Source organism: Arthrobacter melezitosi, from assembly GCF_054511055.1.
The window spans coordinates 1-19,740 of the sequence record NZ_JBTNDJ010000014.1 but is presented as its reverse complement, the minus strand read 5'-3'; the positions used below and the strand labels follow the sequence as shown (position 1 = coordinate 19,740).

17 protein-coding genes are annotated in these 19,740 nt (G+C 72.3%); 8 read left to right on the top strand and 9 right to left on the bottom strand.

Annotation, left to right across the window (positions count from 1 at the left end):
- Positions 1 to 105: 105 nt before the first annotated feature.
- A complete protein-coding gene (locus ACX80W_RS13340) occupies positions 106 to 1,098 on the bottom strand; it encodes a stage II sporulation protein M (RefSeq protein WP_459284047.1) in 993 nt (330 codons plus the stop codon).
- Between the two features lie 33 nt (positions 1,099 to 1,131).
- Here ACX80W_RS13340 and ACX80W_RS13335 point away from each other — a divergent pair, with 33 nt between their 5' ends.
- On the top strand, positions 1,132 to 1,977 hold the full coding sequence (locus ACX80W_RS13335; protein ID WP_459284045.1) for an RDD family protein: 846 nt from the start codon (positions 1,132 to 1,134) through the stop codon (positions 1,975 to 1,977).
- 35 nt (positions 1,978 to 2,012) lie between these two features.
- On the opposite strand, the gene ACX80W_RS13330 is transcribed toward ACX80W_RS13335, so the two are convergent.
- The 4 genes from ACX80W_RS13330 to ACX80W_RS13315 form a co-directional block, all read right to left on the bottom strand.
- The gene (locus ACX80W_RS13330; protein ID WP_459284043.1) at positions 2,013 to 3,284 is read right to left on the bottom strand and encodes a L,D-transpeptidase; all 1,272 of its coding nucleotides are present in this window, start codon (positions 3,282 to 3,284) and stop codon (positions 2,013 to 2,015) included.
- A 109-nt stretch (positions 3,285 to 3,393) separates the two neighbouring features.
- On the bottom strand, positions 3,394 to 4,893 hold the full coding sequence (gene ahcY / locus ACX80W_RS13325) for an adenosylhomocysteinase (protein WP_459284041.1): 1,500 nt from the start codon (positions 4,891 to 4,893) through the stop codon (positions 3,394 to 3,396).
- A gap of 8 nt (positions 4,894 to 4,901) precedes the next feature.
- Positions 4,902 to 5,111 carry a Trm112 family protein gene (locus ACX80W_RS13320; RefSeq protein ID WP_459284039.1) on the bottom strand — a complete coding sequence of 70 codons (210 nt, stop codon included), beginning with the start codon at positions 5,109 to 5,111 and terminating at the stop codon, positions 4,902 to 4,904.
- An 86-nt stretch (positions 5,112 to 5,197) separates the two neighbouring features.
- Positions 5,198 to 5,581 carry a DUF3499 domain-containing protein gene (locus tag ACX80W_RS13315; RefSeq protein ID WP_459284037.1) on the bottom strand — a complete coding sequence of 128 codons (384 nt, stop codon included), beginning with the start codon at positions 5,579 to 5,581 and terminating at the stop codon, positions 5,198 to 5,200.
- 102 nt (positions 5,582 to 5,683) lie between these two features.
- On the opposite strand from ACX80W_RS13315, the gene ACX80W_RS13310 reads away from it, so the two are divergent.
- Complete coding sequence (locus tag ACX80W_RS13310) at positions 5,684 to 6,178, top strand: metallopeptidase family protein (protein ID WP_459284035.1); 495 nt, start codon at positions 5,684 to 5,686, stop codon at positions 6,176 to 6,178.
- A gap of 87 nt (positions 6,179 to 6,265) precedes the next feature.
- Complete coding sequence (locus ACX80W_RS13305) at positions 6,266 to 7,177, top strand: glycosyltransferase family 87 protein (protein WP_459284033.1); 912 nt, start codon at positions 6,266 to 6,268, stop codon at positions 7,175 to 7,177.
- Between the two features lie 2 nt (positions 7,178 to 7,179).
- On the opposite strand, the gene ACX80W_RS13300 is transcribed toward ACX80W_RS13305, so the two are convergent.
- From ACX80W_RS13300 to ACX80W_RS13290, 3 genes are read right to left on the bottom strand one after another with little or no spacing between them, the layout of a single operon-like run.
- A complete protein-coding gene (locus ACX80W_RS13300) occupies positions 7,180 to 9,021 on the bottom strand; it encodes a DUF5719 family protein (RefSeq protein WP_459284031.1) in 1,842 nt (613 codons plus the stop codon).
- On the bottom strand, positions 9,018 to 12,518 hold the full coding sequence (locus ACX80W_RS13295) for a glycosyltransferase family 2 protein (protein WP_459284120.1): 3,501 nt from the start codon (positions 12,516 to 12,518) through the stop codon (positions 9,018 to 9,020). Before ACX80W_RS13295 ends, ACX80W_RS13300 begins: the two co-directional genes overlap by 4 nt.
- A gap of 2 nt (positions 12,519 to 12,520) precedes the next feature.
- The gene (locus ACX80W_RS13290; RefSeq protein WP_459284029.1) at positions 12,521 to 13,090 is read right to left on the bottom strand and encodes a WhiB family transcriptional regulator; all 570 of its coding nucleotides are present in this window, start codon (positions 13,088 to 13,090) and stop codon (positions 12,521 to 12,523) included.
- A gap of 317 nt (positions 13,091 to 13,407) precedes the next feature.
- Between ACX80W_RS13290 and ACX80W_RS13285 the strand changes: the two genes are divergently transcribed.
- Positions 13,408 to 14,172 carry a TIGR03089 family protein gene (locus tag ACX80W_RS13285; RefSeq protein ID WP_459284027.1) on the top strand — a complete coding sequence of 255 codons (765 nt, stop codon included), beginning with the start codon at positions 13,408 to 13,410 and terminating at the stop codon, positions 14,170 to 14,172.
- Between the two features lie 47 nt (positions 14,173 to 14,219).
- Here ACX80W_RS13285 and ACX80W_RS13280 read toward each other — a convergent pair whose 3' ends face one another.
- Positions 14,220 to 14,771, bottom strand: a complete 552-nt coding sequence (locus tag ACX80W_RS13280; protein ID WP_459284025.1) for a GtrA family protein — start codon at positions 14,769 to 14,771, stop codon at positions 14,220 to 14,222.
- Between the two features lie 220 nt (positions 14,772 to 14,991).
- Here ACX80W_RS13280 and ACX80W_RS13275 point away from each other — a divergent pair, with 220 nt between their 5' ends.
- Genes ACX80W_RS13275 through manA form a run of 4 tightly spaced genes read left to right on the top strand, consistent with a single transcriptional unit; the run spans position 14,992 to position 19,601 of the window.
- Positions 14,992 to 16,164: a 5-(carboxyamino)imidazole ribonucleotide synthase gene (locus ACX80W_RS13275; RefSeq protein WP_459284023.1), complete on the top strand. Its 1,173-nt coding sequence runs from the start codon at positions 14,992 to 14,994 to the stop codon at positions 16,162 to 16,164.
- A gap of 23 nt (positions 16,165 to 16,187) precedes the next feature.
- On the top strand, positions 16,188 to 16,691 hold the full coding sequence (purE, locus tag ACX80W_RS13270) for a 5-(carboxyamino)imidazole ribonucleotide mutase (protein WP_459284118.1): 504 nt from the start codon (positions 16,188 to 16,190) through the stop codon (positions 16,689 to 16,691).
- Positions 16,688 to 18,283, top strand: coding sequence for an LCP family protein (locus ACX80W_RS13265; RefSeq protein ID WP_459284021.1), 1,596 nt, complete (start codon positions 16,688 to 16,690; stop codon positions 18,281 to 18,283). The genes purE and ACX80W_RS13265 overlap by 4 nt, the downstream gene beginning before the upstream one ends.
- Before the next feature lie 19 nt (positions 18,284 to 18,302).
- Positions 18,303 to 19,601, top strand: coding sequence for a mannose-6-phosphate isomerase, class I (gene manA / locus ACX80W_RS13260; RefSeq protein ID WP_459284019.1), 1,299 nt, complete (start codon positions 18,303 to 18,305; stop codon positions 19,599 to 19,601).
- The last annotated feature ends 139 nt before the right edge of the window (positions 19,602 to 19,740 follow it).

Below are 19,740 nucleotides of genomic sequence, written 5' to 3'. Positions count from 1 at the left end.
TGTGTCTCCTTGCTAGGGCATTCTCCGCCCCGCCGGGCGGCTTTCCTTCTGAGACTACCGGGCCGCACCCCCGCGCAGGTGGAAGGAGGGCTCGCACGGCGTTCTTTACGCGGTGCGCACCGAGCCTCCGCGGTCTAGGGCGGCGAGATCCCCAGTGGCCCCGGCCCGGACGGCGCGGCCGCCGAGGATCAGGGTGTACGCCCAGTACGCGGCGAGGACGAGGAGACCGATCCCCAGCCGCGCCCAGTGCGGCAGCCCGCTGGGGGTGACGAAGCCTTCGACGAGGCCCGAGACGAACAGGACGAGGACGAGGCCGAGGGCGACCGTGATCAGGGCCCGTCCCTCCTCGGAGAGGGCCGCCGCCCGGGTCCGGCGCCCCGGCGAAACCCAGGCCCAGAAAATCCTCAGGCCCGCGGCGGCGGCGACGAAGATGGCCGTCACCTCCATGAGCCCATGGGGAAGGATATAGAGGAAGAACACGTCGAGCTTGCCGTAGGCGGCCATCATCCCGCCGGCGAGCCCGACGGTCTGGGCGTTCAGGTACAGGATGTACGGTGCCCAGATGCCCGTCACGCCGAAGGCGACAGCCTGGAGGGCGATCCAGGCGTTGTTGGTCCACACCAGCCCGGCGAAGGATGCCGCGGGGTTCTCCGAGTAGTAGTCGGTGAAGCCCTCCTCGACGTACCCGCGCACCTCCTCGTCCGTCCCGATCGCCGCGATCACTCCGGGCGTGTTCACCACCCACGCCCCGTAGGCCCAGGCGACGGCGGTGAACAGGACGCCCACGACGACGGTCGGCCAGCGCACGCGGTAGAAGGCCGCCGGAAGGGAGACGACGAAGAACAGTGCGATGTCCTCGAGGAAGTGGGATCGGGCGCCGCTGAAGCGGGTCCGCGCCCGCGACAGGCGCATGGACAGGGCCCCGGAGAGTTCGCCCTCGGGAGCCATGGATCTGATCATCGACAGGTGGGTCGACACGCGCTGGTAGAGCACCAGGAGTTCGTCGGCCTCGGCTCCGCTGAGGCGGCGCCGGCGCACCAGCTCGTCGAGCCGCTCCCAGTCGGGACGGTGCACTTCGCTGAAGGCGTCGAGGTCCATGGTGACACCCTATAGCGCGGCCGGGAGGATAGGGTGGAGCCCGAAACAGCCAGCGGTGCGGAGGGGGAAATCGCAGTGGACGCAGTGGTGACCGGCGAGGCGGTGGTCCTCGAGCTGCGCTCGGCCGGCTTCGCCGCGCGCGCCCTCAGTTCGATCATCGACACAGTGCTCCAGATCGCCGTGTTCCTGGGCGTGCTGTTCCTCGTCGGCAGCACCCTCGAGGGCGCCCTCGATCCTGCGCTGACCGGTGCCCTGACCCTCGTGCTGTTCGTCCTGGTGTTCCTGGTCCTGCCCGTCACGATCGAGACCCTCACCCGCGGCAAGTCGGCCGGCCGGGCGGTGCTTGGGCTGCGGATCGTGCGCGACGACGGCGGGGCCGTCCGGTTCCGGCACGCCTTCATCCGCGGCATGCTCGCCGTGCTGGAGATCTACCTGCTGGTCGGCTCCCTCGCCTTCGTCGTGGCCCTGTTCAACGAGCGCTCCAAGCGGCTCGGGGACCTGCTGGCGGGCACCTACGCGCTGCGCGAGCGGGTCGTCGTGAAGCACAGGGCGGTGGCGGTCGTGCCGCACCACCTCGCCCCGTGGGCGTCGACCGCCGATATCGGGCGGCTGCCCGATCCGCTGGCCCGCCGGGTGGCCCAGTTCCTGGCGCAGGCCCCGCGCCTCACCCCGCAGTCCCGGGCGGCCCTGGCCGGCGAGCTGGCCCGTGAGGTCGGCGCCGCCGTGGCCCCGGCCCCTCCGCGGGGCACACATCCCGAGGATTTCCTCTCCGCCGTCGCCGCCACCCGCCGTGAGCGGGACCGCGCACGGATGCTCCGGCAGAAGGCGGCCGCCGGTGCGACGGCCGCGCAGCTGCACCGGCTTCCCTTCAGCCGGTAGCCGGCCCGTCCGGCCGGGCGCCGGGCGGCCCGGTGCTACTGCCTGGTCCCGTTCACGTAATCCTGCCAGGACAGGTTCCAGTCACCGAAGCCGTCGTGGACATACATCGGGCCGTAGTTGGTGTTGAGGATCTGCACGACGTCCCCGGGGCCGAAGTTGTCGTAGAAGTACTTCGCCCCCTCCGGGGACATGCCCACGCACCCGTGGGAGACGTTGAACTGGCCGAGGGCGACCTGCGCGGCGGGCAGCGCCTCGTGGACGAAGGCGCCGCCGTTGCTGATCCGGCTGGCGTGCTTCACCACGGTCGGCGGGTAGTACGCTTCGTCGCCGGGCTTGAGGCCAATGGACTCGGCAGTGAATTTCGTCGACTCGTACTTCTCCATGACCACGTGGTAGCCCACCGTGGAGGGCCATTCCGGGGTGCCGAGGGTGACCGGGAAGGTCCGCTGCAGCTTGCCCCCGATGTACACGTTCATGGTCTTGGTCTTGTCATCGACGACGGCGAGGCGGGTGTCGTGGGTCTTCACGGTGAAGGTGCGGTCGAAGTTCCCGATCATCGCGTTGCCGAAGTCGACGCCGAAGAGCTTCATGTCGACCGTGATGGTGCTGTTGGGCGCCCAGAACTCCTGCGGCCGGTAGCGCACCTTGGTGTCGCTGAGCCAGTAGAACGCCCCGGGCTGCCCGCTGGTACTCGTGACCGTGATGGCCTTCTCGACGGCGTCCTTGTTCACGACCGGTTCGCTGAAGTTGATCTCCAGCGGCTGTCCGGTGCCCACGGTCGTGCCGTCGAGCGGGTACAGGGCGGCGTCGGCCTCGTTGGCCGGCTCCACGGTGGAGAAGGTCTGCTCGCGCGTCGTCGTGCCGCCGGCACCGTCGCGGACCGTGTAGGTGAAGGCGTACTGGGTGTTGAACGCCAGCCGCTCCGCCGCGGTCCACTTCGTGCCGTCCGGCGAGAGGGTCCCGGCCACCGGGGCGCCTCCGGTGAGCGGCTCCAGGGTGACCTCGGTGATTTTGCCGTTGCCGGCGCGGACCTCGGCCACGGTGACCGGGTTGACGGCGGCGGCACCGTCGGCGGGCACCGCGTCGACCGTGACGCCGCGCGCCGGGGGCGCGGTGCTGGGCGCCGTCCGGGTCGGGATCCCGCCGGGCGCCGACGGGACACCGCCGGCCGAGCTGCGGGAATCGTCCCATGGGGAGGCGACGGCCAGTCCGATCCCCCCGCCGACGACGAGGACTCCGGCGACGGCCATCGCCACCGCCTTCCCCGCACGCCGGCCCGATCCGCCCTGCCCAGCTGATTCCGTCATCCGCCCAACCCGTTCCTTGAAGAATGCTGCCCGGCAGCGATTTTACGTGCCCGTTTCCGCCGCCCCGCGCAGGGACGGTTACGAACCGCCAACGATTGGAGCCCTGGGCTCAGTACCGGTACTGGTCGGCCTTGTAGGGGCCCGCGGCGTCGAGGTCCAGGTACTCGGCCTGGGCCTTGGTGAGCTCGGTCAGCTCCACGCCGAGCGCCCCGAGGTGCAGCCGGGCGACCTTCTCGTCGAGGATCTTGGGCAGCACGTACACCTGCTTCCCGTACACCGGCGAACCGTCGGCGTCCTCGAGCCCGGCCTTGGTGAACAGTTCGATCTGGGCGATGGTCTGGTTGGCGAAGGAGTTGCTCATCACGAACGAGGGGTGCCCGGTGGCGTTGCCGAGGTTCAGCAGGCGTCCCTCGGAGAGCATAATGATCGAGTGCGCCGCGGTCCCCGCGGCGGCGTCCTCCGGGAAGACCCACTCGTGGACCTGGGGCTTGATCTCGATCCGGGTGATGCCGGGGACCTTCGCGAGGCCGGCGATGTCGATCTCGTTGTCGAAGTGGCCGATGTTCCCGACGATCGCCTGGTGCTTCATGCCCGCCATGTGGGAGGCCATGATGACGTCCTTGTTCCCGGTGGTGGTGATGAAGATGTCACCCTGCGCCAGCACGGTCTCGAGCTTCGCGACCTGGTAGCCGTCCATCGCGGCCTGCAGCGCGCAGATCGGGTCGATCTCGGTGACGATGACGCGCGCCCCCTGCCCGCGCAGGGCCTCCGCGGCCCCCTTGCCGACGTCGCCGTACCCGCATACCACGGCGACCTTGCCGCCGATGAGCACGTCGGTGGCCCGGTTGAGGCCGTCGGGCAGGGAGTGCCGGATCCCGTACTTGTTGTCGAACTTCGACTTCGTCACCGAATCGTTGACGTTGATCGCCGGGAAGAGGAGCTTGCCCTGCGCCGCCAGCTGGTACAGGCGGTGAACACCGGTCGTCGTCTCCTCGGTGACGCCCTGGATGCCTGCGGCAATCGCGGTCCACTTCCCGGGCTCGGTGTCGATGGTGCTGCGCAGCACGTCGAGGAACACCGTGTACTCGTGGGAGTAGTCCACGTCGTTCTCGGCGGGGTTCGCCGGGACGGCGCCGGCGGCCTCGAACTCGGCGCCCCTGTGGACGAGCATGGTGGCGTCGCCGCCGTCGTCGAGGATCATGTTGGGGCCCAGGCCCTCGGCCTGGCCGGGCCAGGTGAGGATCTGGGCGGCGGTCCACCAGTATTCCTCGAGGGATTCGTTCTTCCAGGCGAACACGGGCACGCCGGCCGGCTCGTCCACGGTTCCGGTTCCGACGACGACGGCCGCCGCCGCCTCGTCCTGGGTGGAGAAGATGTTGCAGGAGGCCCAGCGCACCTCGGCGCCGAGCGCGGTGAGGGTCTCGATGAGGACGGCGGTCTGCACTGTCATGTGCAGGGAGCCGGCGATCCGGGCGCCCTTGAGCGGCTGCGATGCGGCGTACTCGCGGCGCAGGGCCATCAGCCCGGGCATCTCGTGTTCGGCGAGGCGGATCTGGTGCCGGCCCGCCTCGGCGAGGGAGATGTCGGCGATCTTGTAGTCAAGGGGCATGGGGTTCCTCATCGTGTGCCGGGGTGGGCGGCCTCGGTTGCCGCTGTCTGTGCTTCGGAGGCGAGGAGCACCGGGATGCCTTCCTCGAGCCGGTAGGTGTGCGCGGGCGTGCCGGACCCGGCCGGGCGGGTGACCAGGACGCCGTCCTGCTCCGCAAGGGCCGCTCCGGTGACCGGGCAGCGCAGCACCTCGAGCAACTGCTTGGACACATGTGCCATGGGGATTGGCTTTCTCGAGAGGGGACGGAGGCCTTCTCCCAGCGTACCGCCGGGCCGGTGGAGGCGGGAAACCCGGGCAGGTGCGCCTATTCCTTGAGGATGCGCAGGTGGCCGCGGCGCGGAGCGGTGCCCTCGGCCGGCGGCTCGATGGGGGTCCTGCTCGAGCGCTGGGATCCCTGCCCGGTCTCGGGTGCCCGCTCGACGCCGGCCTCGCGGACCGCGTCGGCCAGGGCCAGCAGGTCGTCGGGGTTCGGCCCCGGAGGTGGAGAGGGAAGCACAAGGTGCACGACTTCCCAGCCGCGGGGCACCGTCAGGGTTTCCGCGTGCTGGGCGCACAGGTCGTAGCAGTGCGGCTCCGCGTACGTGGCCAGCGGCCCGAGGACGGCCGTCGAGTCGGCATAGACATAGGTGAGCGTGGCAACGGCAGGGCGCTGGCACGCGGAACGAGAGCATGTTCGGAGGGATCCCACGATCGGCAAGCCTACCCGCTGCCCGGGCCAAACCCGGGGAGCAGCGCCGCGGCGGGGAACCGGATGGATGCATCGGGAGTGCGTTGGGCATACAGTTCTACCATGCGGGATGCTTCAACATTTTCGGTCAATCTTTCCGGCCCCCAGGCGGCCGGGCCCCGCGGGGGCCGCTCCTATTTCGAGCGCCGCAGGAACCGGCGGGGCAGGGGCCTGCGGGGGGACCTCATCGGATCGCACCTGCCGGGCTTCCGCACCCGCGCGGAGCGGTTCGACGACTGGGTGATGGAATCGGCCCAGCGACTTGAGCGGCTGTGGGGCGAGCGGATCCAGGACCTGCAGATCATCGTCCAGGAGATCCCCGACGGGCTCGAGGACCTGACCCGGGAGAAGGTGCGGGACCTGCTGGGCTCCGCCACCCCCGCGCGGCCGGGCAGGCCGGCCGCGATCACCGTGTACCGCCACCCCGTGGAGATGGCCGCCAAGGGCGTCCTGCCCGTCAACGAGCTGGTGCACGACGTCGTCGTCGAGCAGGCCGCAGAGCTGCTCGGCATGGCGCCGGAGGCCGTCGATCCTGCCTACGGGCGGTCGCAGGCCTGATCCCGCACGGACCGGTCGCCCCTGCCCCGGGGTGGCGCGGCGCGGACGGCCCCGCGCCGTGGCATTATCTTCGGCATGTCAAGGAAGATGAGCCCGCCTCCACCTGTATCCGCCGGGTCCGGCGGTGCGGCCCGGTTTGCGCAGCAGTTCCCGCTGTTCATGCGCACCGCCCTGATCCTCGCCTGGTTGCTGGCGGCCGCGTGTGTCTTCACAGTCGGGAAGATCCTCCTCTTCGGCGGCCTGGGGCAGGACGCACACGCCTACTGGTTCGCCGCGCAGGGCGAACTCCTCTACAACAGGCCGCCCATCACCCAGGACGCCTACCTCTATTCACCGGTCTTCCTTTCGGTGATCCGGCCCCTGGCGCTGCTGCCCTACCCGGGCTTCCTGGCGCTGTGGATCGCACTGCTGGCCGTTGTGCTGATCTGGCTGGTGCGGCCGCTGCGCGCCCGCTGGGCCATCCCGGTTGCCCTGTGCTGCGTGCCGGAGATCCTCCTGGGCAACATCTACGTGCTGCTGGCCGCCGCGACGGTGCTGGGGGTTCGCCGGCCCGCGGCCTGGGCCTTCCCCATCCTGACCAAGGTGAGCACCGGGGTAGGCCTGCTCTGGTTCGCCGCCCGCGGGGACTGGCGCGGGCTCGCCCGCGGCGTCGGTGCGGTGGCGCTGATCGTCGGGGTTTCCTACCTGTTCGAGCCGGGCCACTGGCACGCCTGGGTGCGGTTCCTGCTCGAACACCGCGGCCACACTGCGGACAGCAGCATGAGTTTCGTGCTGCGCTGCCTCCTGGCCGTTGTCCTCGTGGTCGTGGGCGCCCGCCGGAATCTGCCCTGGCTGCTGGCCCCGGCGGTCCTGTTGGCCTCCCCGGTGCTCGCCGCGATTATCCCGGCCACCGTCCTCGTTGCAATCCCCCGGCTGATCCAGCCGGGATCCGCGCCGGAGCGGCCCCGCACCACGGGGGCATCCCGGACCGGGAGCTGGGCCGGGCCGTCCCGCGGGTAGGGTCAGTATCCCAGGATGATCGGGACGCTCTCGCGGCCGGTCGTTCCCGGCGGTACGGCGCTGACCGAGATGCCGGCGGCTCTGCGCAGTGTGTTGACCTGGGCGCCGTAGACCGGATCGCCCGTCGCGCTGACGACCGCCGCGGCGGCGCCCTCCATCAGTTCGGAGGCCGTGACGGCCACCGAGGTGCCGCCGGCGAGGTTGAATACCCGGGGGGCGCCCACGGTCCCGTCGGCGCGGATGGCGGTGACGCTCACCTCGGAGCGGCCCGACGGTGAACCGAAGACCAGCGAGGCGTCGGCCCCGCCGGCGAACACGACGCTCGAATCCGCCCCGATCCGGGCGGCGGCGCCGGCGACGGCCGAGTCCACGGGCTTGCCCGGGCCCGTCCCCCGGCTGACGCGGACGGCGGCCGAGACCGGGACGTCGGCACTGACCGCGACGGTGTAGTTCCCCTCGGGGAGCTCGTCGAGGGGAAGGCTCGTCAACGCTCCCGCCCGGGCGGTGACGGCACCTCCGCCGCTGAGGGCCCGCTCGCCGTCGGGGCCGAGGATCTTCACGTCGAGGACGGCGTCGCTGGTTCCCGGCACGAGGACCAGCAGGGCCGGCGAAGCCGCTTGGTACCCTTTCTGTTCCCGGATGCGCCGCGCCGCGGCGGCATCCTGGATGGCTACCCCGGGAACGACCTGGGTGGCGGCGGGGCCGGCGGTCGGCGTCAGCAGCTCGACTCCGCCGGGGGTGAGCCCCCGCAGCACGCTCTGCTGCACGAGGGCTGTGACCCGGCCGCCGGCGCTGCGGATGCGCACCGCAAGCTGTTCCTGGTCGGCGGCCAGGCCGCCCAGGACGACCTGGCGGGTCTGCCCCGGCGGCACGAGCAGGCCGCTCCCCCCTGCCGGCTTCAGCGGTCCCTCGGCACCGGTGAGTTCGAGGTCGACCGTCGCCGCCGTCGAGGTGGGGTTGGACAGGATGAGCACCGACGTCGAGCCGACCGTGGTGTCCGCCCCGAGGATCCACAGGTCGTTCGAAGCCAGCTGGCAGGGCGCTGCGGCAAGCCCGCGGAGGTCCCCGTCGCTGGCGGTGTAGCTGAACATCGCGCCGGCCACCGGCGTCTGCGCGCCGAGGGGTTCGGCCCGGAAGACCGAGGCATCCTGAACCGGTGCTCCATCGAGTACCCCGGCGGCCCGGGCGGTCAGGCCGCTGGCGTCGCTGCTGGCCGGCGGGGCGGCCTCCGCGTCCTTTGCCGGGCCCTTGGACAGGACCGACAGCGGGTCGCCCCCGCCGAGCGGGCTGAGGGCGCTGCCGGGAAGCGCTCCCGACAGGTCCCCCAGGACCATGGCGCTGACAGAGGTCTTGGCCGACTTCGAGACCGGACTGAACTCCGGATCGACGCCGCCGGCGTCGGCGCCGAGCAGCCGGGGCGGTCCCGGGCAGACCGCGGCGTAGTCCCCCGCGGGTACCGCCGTTTCGGCAATGCCGTATTCGACCGCGTCCGCGGCGGGCCGGGGCACCAGGGCGCCGCTGGCCAGCGCCGCCGTCGCTCCAAGCACCAGCACCGCGGCCGCTGCGCCCCGCGGGCCCTGCAGTCCGGGGCGGCGGGGCACCCGGGCAGTAGCCCCGGCGCCCTGGGGCCCGGCGGAGGGACCCCCCTGCGGGCTGTCTGCCTGCGGGTTTCCTGCCTCCGGCCCGGCCGAAGAACCCTCCTGCGGGCTTCCTGCCTCCGGGCTTCCGGCCTCCGCGCCGGCCGAAGAGCCCTCCTGCGGGCTTCCTGCCTCCGGTCCGGGTGGGCGGACGCCCTCCCCGTCGGTGGGGCCGCCCACGTTGCCGCTGTCGGTTCCGCTGCTCATGGCTTCGTTCTTCCCGTGTTCGACCCGACGAGACCGGTTTCGGTCCCGCGCTGCCCGGATTTACTGTCGGCACCCGCGTGCAGGGTTCCGGCGCCGTGCCGCATGGGCTCCTCCGGCCCGCGGCCGGAAGCCGCGGCCGGGGCGGCGGTCCGCCCGTACCCGGGCCGGGCCGCCGCGGGCAAGGTCACCAGCTTCGGCCCGGCGGGGATGGGCAGGGCGAGCAGCAGCGTGATGAGCAGGACCGCGGCCTGGCCGGCCTCGACCCATGGCTGCCAGGGGCTGACGTACCTCACCGTGAGCTCGCCCCCGCCGGCCGGCAGCGCGAACGCCTGGGACCAGCCGGTGGGTTCGCTGGCCAGGGCCTGTCCGTCGAGGGTCGCCTGCCAGCCCGGATCGGCCCGCTCGGCGAGCACGAGGGTGCGGCCCTCGGACCCGGCCGGAATGTCGGCGTCGACTTCGAGCGGACCGGAGGGGACGAGCGCCTCCGCACGGCCCGACGCGTCGAGGATCCGCACCCGGGCCGTCTGGGCACCGGCGTCCTCGGTGCCCTCCGGTGTCGCCGGCGGCACCACCCGCCACAGCCAGCCGGAGGGCGTGTTGCCCACGGCGGCCAGCCCGGGGACCGAGTCGAGCTGCCCGGCCAGCACCTCGGCGGCGGTCCCGCGCTGCTGGAGCACGACGTACCCGACGCCGAGCGCGCGCAGGTCCTCCCGCGGATCGACGCCCGTGCCGCCGGTCAGCACGGCGACCGTGGTGCGCAGGGCGGCCGTCGCGTCGTCGTCGCCCCGGACGGCCGCGTCGCCGGGCGGCCCGGAGACGGCGCGCGCGGCATAAAGCGGCGACAGCGCATCGAGGGTGGTGCCGCCGCCGCGGACCAGGGCGGCGTCGACGGCGCCCTCCTCGGTGCGGCGGAGCACCAGCGTCCGGGTGCGGTCCGGTCCGTTGCCGCGGTCGGCGGCGGTTGCCGGCAGCTCCCGGGCGCGGCCCGGAACGACCTGCAGCCCGGCGCCGAATCGGGTGCCCGCCTGGGCTTCCGGGTCTTCGGCCGGCCCGTCCGCGGCCGGGTCGTCCCCGGCGGGAGTGGAGGCCGCCGACCCGGACGGCGGGGGAAGCAGCTGCGGCAGGGTCCACAGGCCGAGGCTGGCGGCAGGACCGAGGGCCAGCACGAGCGCCCCGGCAGCCAGCAGCGCCCGGCCGCCGCGCCGGGAGGTGCCGACGGAACCCGGGGTGACGAACCGATCGGCACCAAGCAGCGCTGCGGTGAGCATGGCGAGGCTGAACGCCGACACCAGGGGCCCGGGGAACGCGGGAATGAGGGAGGTCGGGCCCGCCGCGACCGGGAGGTGGGCCAGGGCCGCACCGGAGCCCAGGGTCAGCAGCGCGAAGGCCCAGGCGGCGAGTACCGCCGGCCGGAGCCGTCCGGGGAGCAGCGCGGCAGCGGCGAGCAGCACGGCGGGCGCCCCAACGACGAGGGCAGCGGCCAGAGCCCACGGCCCGGCCACCGGGAACCCGGCCGGGGCGGCCAGGGCGTCGAAGGCCACCGGATAGCCCAGCAGCTGCTGCCAGGGCGCGGCGGACTCAAACTGCAGCGGCACACCCGGATCCCCGAGGATGCCCCGAGGCTCGAGCCCGGCGGAGAGCACGACCGGCAGGAACAGGGCGAGGGCCGGCAGCACCGACCACCACAGGGTACGGGCCCGCCGGCGCAGGACCAGGCACGCCGCCGTGACCGCGATCAGGGCGGCGGGCAGCAGCGAGGGCGCCGCGGCGGTGGCGGCGGCCAGGGCCAGGCCCGCGGCCGCGGCGGCGGTCCAGCTGGGAACTCCGTTGGTGCCCGGCTTCAGCCGGAGTTCACCGGAGGCCGATGGTGCCGACGCTGCGCCGCCGACCGCGCGCACCATGCCCAGGAGCACGAGCGGCAGGAGGAGGTGGGCAAGCAGCGCACCGATCCGGCCGCTGCCGAGGGCGACCTGGAGGGCCGGCACGGCCGCCCAGAAGAACGCCGCCCACAGCCGCAGCCCGCGGGAACGGGTGAGCGCACCGGCAGCGAACCACGCGGCGAGCCCCGCCAGGGGCAGGGCAAGGAGGTGGGCCGTGACGACGGCGGCGTTGGGGTTGCCCAACCCGAGGGCCGACAGCGCCCACAGCACGTAGGAGAAGGGGCTGCCGTGGCCCGGCGCCCCCGGGCCCAGGCCCACCCACCAGGCCGAGGCGTTCTCCCAGATCGCCCCGGGGGTGGGTGAGAGGGGCAGCAGGGCTCCCCCGGCCAGGGCCGGGGCGCCGATCCACGCGCGCAGCGCCGTCAGGGAAAGGCCGAGCAGCACGGCCGCCGCGGCGAGGGCCCCGGCACCGGCCCAGGCACGGCCCGGTGCCGCCAGGGCGGCGAAATCGTCATTGCTGTCACCGGCCGGCACGTCCTGCTCGGGCGCGGTTCCGGGTCCGCCCCCACCGGCGACCGCGCCCCGGGCGGTGAAGGCCTCGAGGACGGAGCGGCGGTGTGCCCAGACCTCGCGGCGCGGGGTGAGCAGGGGCCGCACGACGTTCCGTGGGAGCCGCCGTGTGCGGCGGGCGCCGCGCCGGGACCGGGCCAGGACGAGCGGCCTGAAGACCGCGGAGAAGCTGGCCAGGAGTTGACCCGCGCCGTGGGCGGGGTCCTTGGCAAGGAGGCCGAGCAGGAGCCGGCCGACGCCGCCGAGCAGCGCGCCGGCGGCGAGGAAGGGCACCTGCCACAGCGGGGCGTGCTTGAGCCGGAGGAACACCTCGGCCCGGCGGGCCGCACGGCTGCCGACCGGTCCGGTCCTGCGGGTGGAGGCGTGGTGCACAACGGCGGCCGGCACCACGACCACCCGGTGTCCCGCGAGGCGGTTGCGCCAGCAGTAGTCGATGTCGTCGCCCACTCCCGGAAGGGCGGGGTCGAACCCGCCCAGGGCATCCCAGACGTCGCGGCGGATGAGCATCCCGGCGGAGTTGACGGCGAAGATGTCGCTGCGGGCGTCGTACTGTCCCTGGTCGTGCTCGTCGACATCGATGAGGGTGAGCCGCTCGGCCCACCGGCTGATGGAAAGCCCGACGTCCAGCAGTTCCCGCGGATTGTCCCAGTGCACCTGCTTGGCCCCGGCCACCGTCACCGACGGTGCCCTCTCCACGGCCAGGAGAAGCTCCTCGAGCGCCGTCGGCCCGGGCGCGGAGTCATCATGCAGCAGCCAGAGCCAGTCCTGGTTCTCGGAACCCGCTGCGGCCTCCTGCCGCGCCGGGATCTCGGCCAGGGCCCTGCGGACGGCGGCGCCGAAACCGGCGCGCGCCGGGGACCCCACCACCGGGGCACCGACGGGAAGGCGGAGCTGGAGCAGCGATGCCGAGTCGTCGGTGGATCCGGTGTCCACGCCGACGCAGAAGTCCACCGGGCGGCTTTGGCCGGCAAGCGCGTTCAGGGTGGTCGGGAGGAACCGGGCGCCGTTGTGGGCGACGACGACGGCCGTAACGCGGAGGTCGAGCAGAATCAGACTGCTCGCTTCCGCAGCCGGCGCCGCTCGCGCTCGGAGAGTCCGCCCCAGATGCCGAACCGCTCGTCGTTCTCGAGCGCGTACTCAAGGCATTCGGAGCGGACCATGCAGGCGCCGCAGACCTTCTTGGCATCGCGGGTGGAGCCGCCCTTCTCGGGGAAGAACGCCTCGGGGTCGGTCTGCGCGCACAGGGCGTCCGACTGCCAGCCAAGCTCGCCGTCGTCATAGCCGCCGGCCGGGGGCAGGCCGAGCCACTCGGGCTGCGCCTGCCGTTCGCCGGGGGCTGCCTCGGCGGCGCTCCAGGCATCGTCGGACCGTCCGGGCAGGACAAGGAGGCTGCTGGGACCCTGCTCGACCTGGGGAAGATCCGTCAGCGCTTCATGCGCCGCCAGGAAGGCGGTGGCCTGGTCCTCGATGGAGCTCCGCACATCCTCGCGGTACCGCTCGGCCGCACCGGGGTCGGCAGGGTCGATGAACCAGTCGTCGGGCACCCCCCGCGAACCGTAGCGCGCCGAAGCGTGCGCTGCGATGTGGAGTTGGTCCTCGATACGTTCTGGATGCCCCATGATCAGCCCTCCCGGTGTCCCCGTCCCAGCCTCGTCCCGGTCGCCGCTCGCGCCGGGGTGCTGGAAAAAATCCGATACCTAATTACAAGGGTGTAATACACAGGAGTCAAGCGGGGGCGGCAATCTTACAGAACGGATTTCCATCCTTCGGCGACCGCCACGCTGAAAAACTACTCGAATTACCCGGCACACTACTTGGACTCGGGCTTCGGTCTCCAGGCCGCCGGTGAGGCGGTGCGCGCGTCCCATAAATTCTATGCTGGGAATCACGCCTCCCTCTAATCGGGTTGCGACCGATGACCCGCAGGAGAATCCCCATGGACCAGCACACCACCCCCGCAGCCGTCCTCTCGCGCCTGCGGACGGCTACCTCGCCCCGCCTGGTCTGGTACGGCCCCGACGGCCGCATCGAACTCTCGGGAAGGGTGTTTGACAACTGGGTCGCCAAGACGTCGAACTTCCTCATCGAGGAACTCGACGCCTCCCCCGGTACGCGGGTCGCGCTCGACCTCCCCGTCCACTGGAAGTCCCTGGCCTGGGCGATGGCCTGCTGGCAGGTCGGGGCCGTCCTGGCCCCGGCAACCGGCGCACCGGCAGGCGGCCGCGCGGCCGGTGCCGGCACCCTGCCGGACGTCGTGGTGAGCTCCACCGGCCGGGAACCGGTGGAGCCGCCCGCCGTGCTCGTCGCCGTCGCCCTCGGGCCGCTGGCCCTGCGCTGGCCCGATCCGCTGCCGCCGGGGGCCGTCGACTACGCCGCCGAGGTGCGCTCCTACGCCGACTACTTTGCCGACGCCGTCGAACAGGATGCCTCCACCGTCCTGTTCGACGGCGCCGGGAGCGGTCCGGCTCAGGGCCCCCTGACGGTTGCCGGGCTCCACCGGCTCTACAGTGCCGCGGCGCCGGCCGGGGTGGTCCTGCTCGGGGCGGACACCACCCTGCCCCGCGCCCTGGCGGCGGCCCTCACGGTCTGGGGCGGCGACGGCACGCTCGTTCTCGTCCACCCGGAGGTCGCCGTGACGCAGGGCCTGCTCGACGGCGAGCGGGTGGAGGCCCGGGCGTCCTTCGCCGCGGACGCCGGCTGAGGCGGAGGCGCGGCCGGTGCGGGCACCGGGAGGATCGGCGCCCGCCCCTATGGCTTGTCGCGCTCTCCGGTGGCGATCCGGACCTCGCCCGGCGCCTTGGGCACCGCCCCGGTGTGCAGGTGGAGGAGTTCGTGGTCATGGCTGAACTGCGGATCCTCATCCAGTTCGGCGTTGAAGACCCAGAACCGGTAGGCGACGAAGCGCACGGCCGTGGCGAGCACCGTGCCGGCGATCCCGGCGAGGAACAGCACGTCGGGGTTGAGGATTCCGAAGGGGTACTTCGCCAGCCACACGCAACCGGCCGCGATCCCCATGCCGATCACGTTGATGAGGACGAACATCGCAAACTCGCGCAGCGGGTTGGGCTGCCTGCGGTGCCGGAAGGTCCAGTAGCGGTTGGCGACCCACGCGAAAACCGTGGCGATGGACGCCGACACGAAGCGGGCCTTGACCTCGCTGCCGGCCATCGGGCCGTGGATCAGCCACCAGAAAAGCCCGTTGTCTATGACGAACGCCACTCCGCCGACCGCCCCGAATTTGGCGAGTTCGCGCCAGAAGAGGGAGGCGAGGCCCCGGATGCGTTCAACAACTGCTGACAAAGTGACCTCCGCGGTCCAAGAGTAATTACCGTCCACCGCAGAGCGTCCGGCGCGCCAGTGCGGGCGATCCGGCGGAACGCCCGGTGGCGTCCCGCTCCGCGCCGGCGCGTGGCGTACGAGCCATCATTTTACGGGCCGAACCTGTGCATTTCCTACCAGTTCCGCTCCACCCATCCCCCTGCGTCCCAGCGATGGGTGCGGTGATGGGTACCCTGAGATAGTGACTTTTCCTGTAATTGGCGTAGTGGGCGGTGGCCAGCTGGCCCGCATGATGGCAGCGCCGGCGATTGAACTGGGCCTCGAATTGAGGGTCCTCGCGGAGGGGCCCGGGGTGTCGGCGGTGGCCGCCGTCGCCCACTCGACAGTCGGTGACTACACCGACCCGGACGCGCTGCGGGCCTTCGCCGCGGGGGTCGATGTGCTCACCTTCGACCACGAACACGTACCCGGGGAGCTGCTCGAGAAGCTCGAGGCCGAAGGGGTCAATGTGCAGCCCCGTCCGTCGGCCCTGGCCCACGCCCAGGACAAGCTGCGGATGCGCCGTGCGGTCGAGGACCTCGGCCTGCCCAATCCCCGCTGGGCCGCCGTCGCCGATCTTGACTCCCTTGAGGAATTCGCCCGCACGGCCGGCTGGCCGGTGGTCCTGAAGACCCCCCGCGGCGGCTACGACGGCAAGGGCGTGCTCGTCCTGCGCACGCCCGCCGACCTGCCCCGGGCCGCGGAGTGGTTCGGCAATGGTGAGCTCCTCGCCGAGGAATTCGTGCCGTTCGAGCGCGAACTGTCGGTCCTCGTGGCCCGGACGCCCTCGGGCCGGACCCGGACCTGGCCGGTCGTGCACTCCATCCAGGTCGACGGCGTCTGCGACGAAGTCATCGCGCCGGCGCAGGAGCTGGATCCCGTGGTGGCGGCAGCCGCCGGCGAGGCCGCCCTGCGCCTCGCCGAGGCGCTGGGCGTGACCGGCGTGATGGCCGTCGAGATGTTCGAAACCCCGGCCGCTCCGGGCGGTTTCCTCATCAACGAGCTCGCGATGCGCCCGCACAACTCGGGGCACTGGACGATGGACGGATCCGTCACCAGCCAGTTTGAGCAGCACCTGCGCGCCGTCCTCGATCTTCCCCTGGGCGACACCTCCCCGACGGGACCGGTCGTGGTCATGAAGAACTACCTGGGCGGTGCCAACACGGACATCTTCGGCGCCTTCGGGGAAGCCCTTGCGGCGGCGCCGTCCGCTAAAGTGCACTTCTACGGCAAAGAGGTCCGCCCCGGCCGCAAGATCGGCCATGTGAACGTCGTTGCCGCGGCGGGTGAGGACCTTGAGACGGTCCGGGCCCGGGCCGGCAGGACCGCTGCGATCCTGCGCGACGGTGCCGGATCCTGGAAGGAAACACAGTGATCAACCCCCTTGTGGGCCTGGTGATGGGCTCCGATTCGGACTGGCCCGTGATGGAGCAGGCGGCCGCGGCCCTCGACGAATTCGGGATCCCCTACGAGGCCGACGTCGTCTCGGCGCACCGGATGCCCGTCGAGATGCTCGAGTATGGCCAGCGGGCCCACGGGCGCGGGCTCCGCGTGCTCATCGCGGGAGCCGGCGGCGCCGCGCACCTGCCCGGAATGCTCTCCGCCGTGACGCCGCTGCCGGTGATCGGGGTGCCCGTCCCGCTGAAGTACCTCGACGGCATGGATTCACTGCTCTCCATCGTCCAGATGCCGGCCGGTGTCCCGGTGGCCACCGTGTCGATCGGCGGAGCCCGCAACGCGGGGCTGCTCGCCGCCCGCATCCTCGCCGCGGGCGAGGGGGAAACAGCCGATCGCCTGCGCTCCCGGCTGATCTCCTTCGCGGCGGAGCTGAAGGAAACGGCCACCGCGAAGGGCGCCGCCCTGCGCGGGCGGGCCGCTTACCGGGCGACGGAGGCCCCATGATCGACAGTCCCAGTGCCGCAATCCCGGGGCGGGGCGCCAGCGCGCCGCTCACCGACCCGGTACGCTACCCCCAGTCGGCGCCTCCCGCAGTGCGGACCAAGCGTGCCTTCTTCCTGCTCGTCCTCACGCTGTTCCTGCCCGGCTCGGCGCAGGTCGTCGCCGGCGACCGGCACCTCGGACGCCGCGCCCTGCGCATCACCATCACCGTCTGGGTCCTTGCCATCGTCGGCGCGGTCCTGGCGGCCTCGAACCGGCAGATCCTCGTGACGGTGCTGACCCACCAGCTGTGGTCGCTGCTGCTGGTCGGAGTGCTGCTGGCGCTGGCCGTCGGCTGGGCCTTCCTGTTCCTCAACACGCTGCGGATCATCCGCCTGCCGCTGCTCGAGCGCGGGGTGCGGCCCGTCGTGGCCGCCGCCCTCGCCGTCGTCATGTTCGCGACCAGCGGTGCCCTCACCTACGGGGCGTACCTCCTGGGGTTGGGCCGCTCAACCGTCGGCTCGATCTTCCAGGCCGGTCCGGCCTTCGACCCGGTCGACGGCCGCTACAACTTCCTGCTGATGGGAGGCGACGCCGGGGAGGACCGCACGGGGCGCCGCCCCGACAGCATCTCCGTCATCAGCGTCGATGCGAAGACCGGGGCGACGATCACCTTCAGCATTCCGCGCAACTTCCAGAACGCGCCGTTCTCGGAAGGCTCGCCCCTGTACGAGGTGTATCCCGACGGCTACAACTGCGGCGACGAATGCATCATCAACAGCCTCTACACCACGGTGTCCCAGAACTACCCGGACCTCTACCCGGACAGCAAGGATCCGGGGGCCGAGGCCATGATGGACGCCGTCTCCGGCGTGCTCGGCCTCGAGGTGCAGGGCTACCTCCTCATCGACCTCAACGGCTTCGAGGAGCTCATCAACGCGATGGGCGGGATCCGCATCAACGCAGGCGGCTGGGTGCCGATCTCGGGCCCCGACATCCCGGGCACCGACCCGGTGCGCCACTACCCGCCCGAGGGTTGGATCCCGCCGGGGGTCCAGACCCTCGACGGGTTCCACGCCCTCTGGTACGCCCGCTCGCGTGAATTCGTGACGGACTACGACCGGATCTCCCGGCAGCAGTGCGTGCAGCAGGCCATGATCGCGCAGCTCGACCCGGCGACGCTGCTGACCCATTTCCAGTCGATCGCCGCCGCGGGGACCCAGGTTGTCGAGACCGACATCCCGCAGGACCAGCTCGGAAGCTTCGTCGACCTGGCGCTGAAGGCCAAGGAGCAGGAGACGCGCCGGCTGACCATCGGTCCGCCCGACTTCGGCACCCCCGCCGACAACTTCGTCACCTACCCCGATTTCGACCAGGTCCACTCCCGCGTCCAGCAGGAGCTCGCCGCGGCCTCCGGAACGGATGCCGGGGCGGCGGAGGAGCCTCGTCCGGCCGGAGCCGGGGCGCTCGACCTCGAGCGCGCAGGCCTCACCACCCCCGCGCAGACCACCGATTCGGGCATCACCCAGGAGTACCTCGACGAACTCGCCGCCATCGGCGACGATGCGACCCTCAGCACCCTGCTGGCCAACAACGGGGAATGCTCTCCCGCCTGATCCGACGAAGAGGAGCGCCATGTACCGGCTCGAGAACACCATCCGTCCCTACGCGTGGGGGTCGCGGACCGCTATCGCCGAGCTCCTGGGCACGGCGCCCTCCGGCGAACCGGAGGCCGAACTGTGGATCGGCGCCCACCCCGGGGCGCCGTCCCGCGCTGAACTGCCCGGCGGTGCGGCCTCTCCGCTCGACGCGCTCATCGAGGCCGACCCCGGGGGAACCCTGGGCACGGCGGTGGCGGCGCGTTTCGACCGCCGGCTGCCCTACCTGATGAAGGTCCTCGCGGCCGGAGCGGCGCTCTCGCTGCAGGTGCACCCCAGCGCAGGGCAGGCGGCGGCGGGCTTCGACGCCGAGGAGGCCGCCGGTGTCCCGGCGGAGGCGCCCGAGCGCAACTACAAGGACCGCAGCGCCAAGCCCGAGATGGTCTTCGCGCTCTCGCCCTTCGAGGCGCTGTGCGGGTTCCGCCCGCTGGCCGACGCCGCCGCCGTCTTCACCCACCTTGAAAGACTCGTCGAGCCCGGCTCGGACGAGGCGGAGGTGCTCGGCGCGGTGGCGGCGGAACTCGGCGCCGGCAGCGCCGGCCTGCGGTCGGGCTTCGAAATGCTCCTGGCGGCGCGCCCCGAGACCGTCGCGGCGGTCGAAGCGGCCGTGGCGGTCCCACCGGAAGCACCCGGGGACACCGGTGGCCGCTTCGCCCGCGACCTCGCCACCGTCGCGGAACTCGGCTCGCAGTATCCCGGCGACCCCGGCGTCCTGATCGCGCTGCTGCTCAACCGCGTCTCGCTGCAGCCCGGGGAGGTCCTCTACCTTCCCGCGGGGAACATCCACGCCTACCTCAGCGGGCTGGGCATCGAGGTCATGGCCTCCTCGGACAACGTGCTCCGCGGCGGGCTGACCCCCAAGCACGTCGACACCCGTGAACTGCTCCGGACCGTCGTGTTCGAGCCGCTCGCGCCACCCGCGCTGCGGGCCGAACGCACCCTGCTCGGGCAGGAGCTGTACCGTCCGCCGTTCGAGGAGTTCCAGCTCCAGCGCATCGCCCTCGATCCGGTCTCCAGGACCGGGCAGCAGGGCAGCATGGCGCCCTCGCACGTGCCGCTGGCGCAGAACGGGCCGACGGTGGTCCTTGCCGTCTCGGGGTCCATCCTGCTCGACTCCCCTGCCTCGGACCTCCTGCTCACCCGCGGGCAGAGCGCCTTCATCCCCGCGGGTGAAGCGCCGGTCCTGGTGCGTCCGGCGGGCGAAGCGGCCACGGAGGGCGTCCTCGCCTTCGCCGTGACGGTCGGTGGAGCCACGGACGGGGGCGACGGCGCCTGAGCCGTGCCCGACGCCGTCGGGCCCTGCCGGACACCGGCGTCTGAGCCGTGCCCTGGGGGGAGACAGAGGGGGGGGGGGGAGGGGGGAGGGGGAGGGGAGGAGGCGGAGGCAGCGGGGGGGGAGCGCGGGGGCGCAGAAG

What these genes read in the sequence shown, in the direction of transcription:
- ACX80W_RS13340 (WP_459284047.1), bottom strand. Translation starts at nt 1,098, where the DNA reads ATGGACCTCGACGCCTTCAGCGAAGTGCACCGTCCCGACTGGGAGCGG.
- ACX80W_RS13330 (WP_459284043.1), bottom strand. Translation starts at nt 3,284, where the DNA reads ATGACGGAATCAGCTGGGCAGGGCGGATCGGGCCGGCGTGCGGGGAAG.
- ahcY (WP_459284041.1), bottom strand. Translation starts at nt 4,893, where the DNA reads ATGCCCCTTGACTACAAGATCGCCGACATCTCCCTCGCCGAGGCGGGC.
- ACX80W_RS13320 (WP_459284039.1), bottom strand. Translation starts at nt 5,111, where the DNA reads ATGGCACATGTGTCCAAGCAGTTGCTCGAGGTGCTGCGCTGCCCGGTC.
- ACX80W_RS13310 (WP_459284035.1), top strand. Translation starts at nt 5,684, where the DNA reads ATGCGGGATGCTTCAACATTTTCGGTCAATCTTTCCGGCCCCCAGGCG.
- ACX80W_RS13305 (WP_459284033.1), top strand. Translation starts at nt 6,266, where the DNA reads ATGAGCCCGCCTCCACCTGTATCCGCCGGGTCCGGCGGTGCGGCCCGG.
- ACX80W_RS13300 (WP_459284031.1), bottom strand. Translation starts at nt 9,021, where the DNA reads ATGAGCAGCGGAACCGACAGCGGCAACGTGGGCGGCCCCACCGACGGG.
- ACX80W_RS13290 (WP_459284029.1), bottom strand. Translation starts at nt 13,090, where the DNA reads ATGGGGCATCCAGAACGTATCGAGGACCAACTCCACATCGCAGCGCAC.
- ACX80W_RS13285 (WP_459284027.1), top strand. Translation starts at nt 13,408, where the DNA reads ATGGACCAGCACACCACCCCCGCAGCCGTCCTCTCGCGCCTGCGGACG.
- purE (WP_459284118.1), top strand. Translation starts at nt 16,188, where the DNA reads ATGGGCTCCGATTCGGACTGGCCCGTGATGGAGCAGGCGGCCGCGGCC.
- ACX80W_RS13265 (WP_459284021.1), top strand. Translation starts at nt 16,688, where the DNA reads ATGATCGACAGTCCCAGTGCCGCAATCCCGGGGCGGGGCGCCAGCGCG.
- manA (WP_459284019.1), top strand. Translation starts at nt 18,303, where the DNA reads ATGTACCGGCTCGAGAACACCATCCGTCCCTACGCGTGGGGGTCGCGG.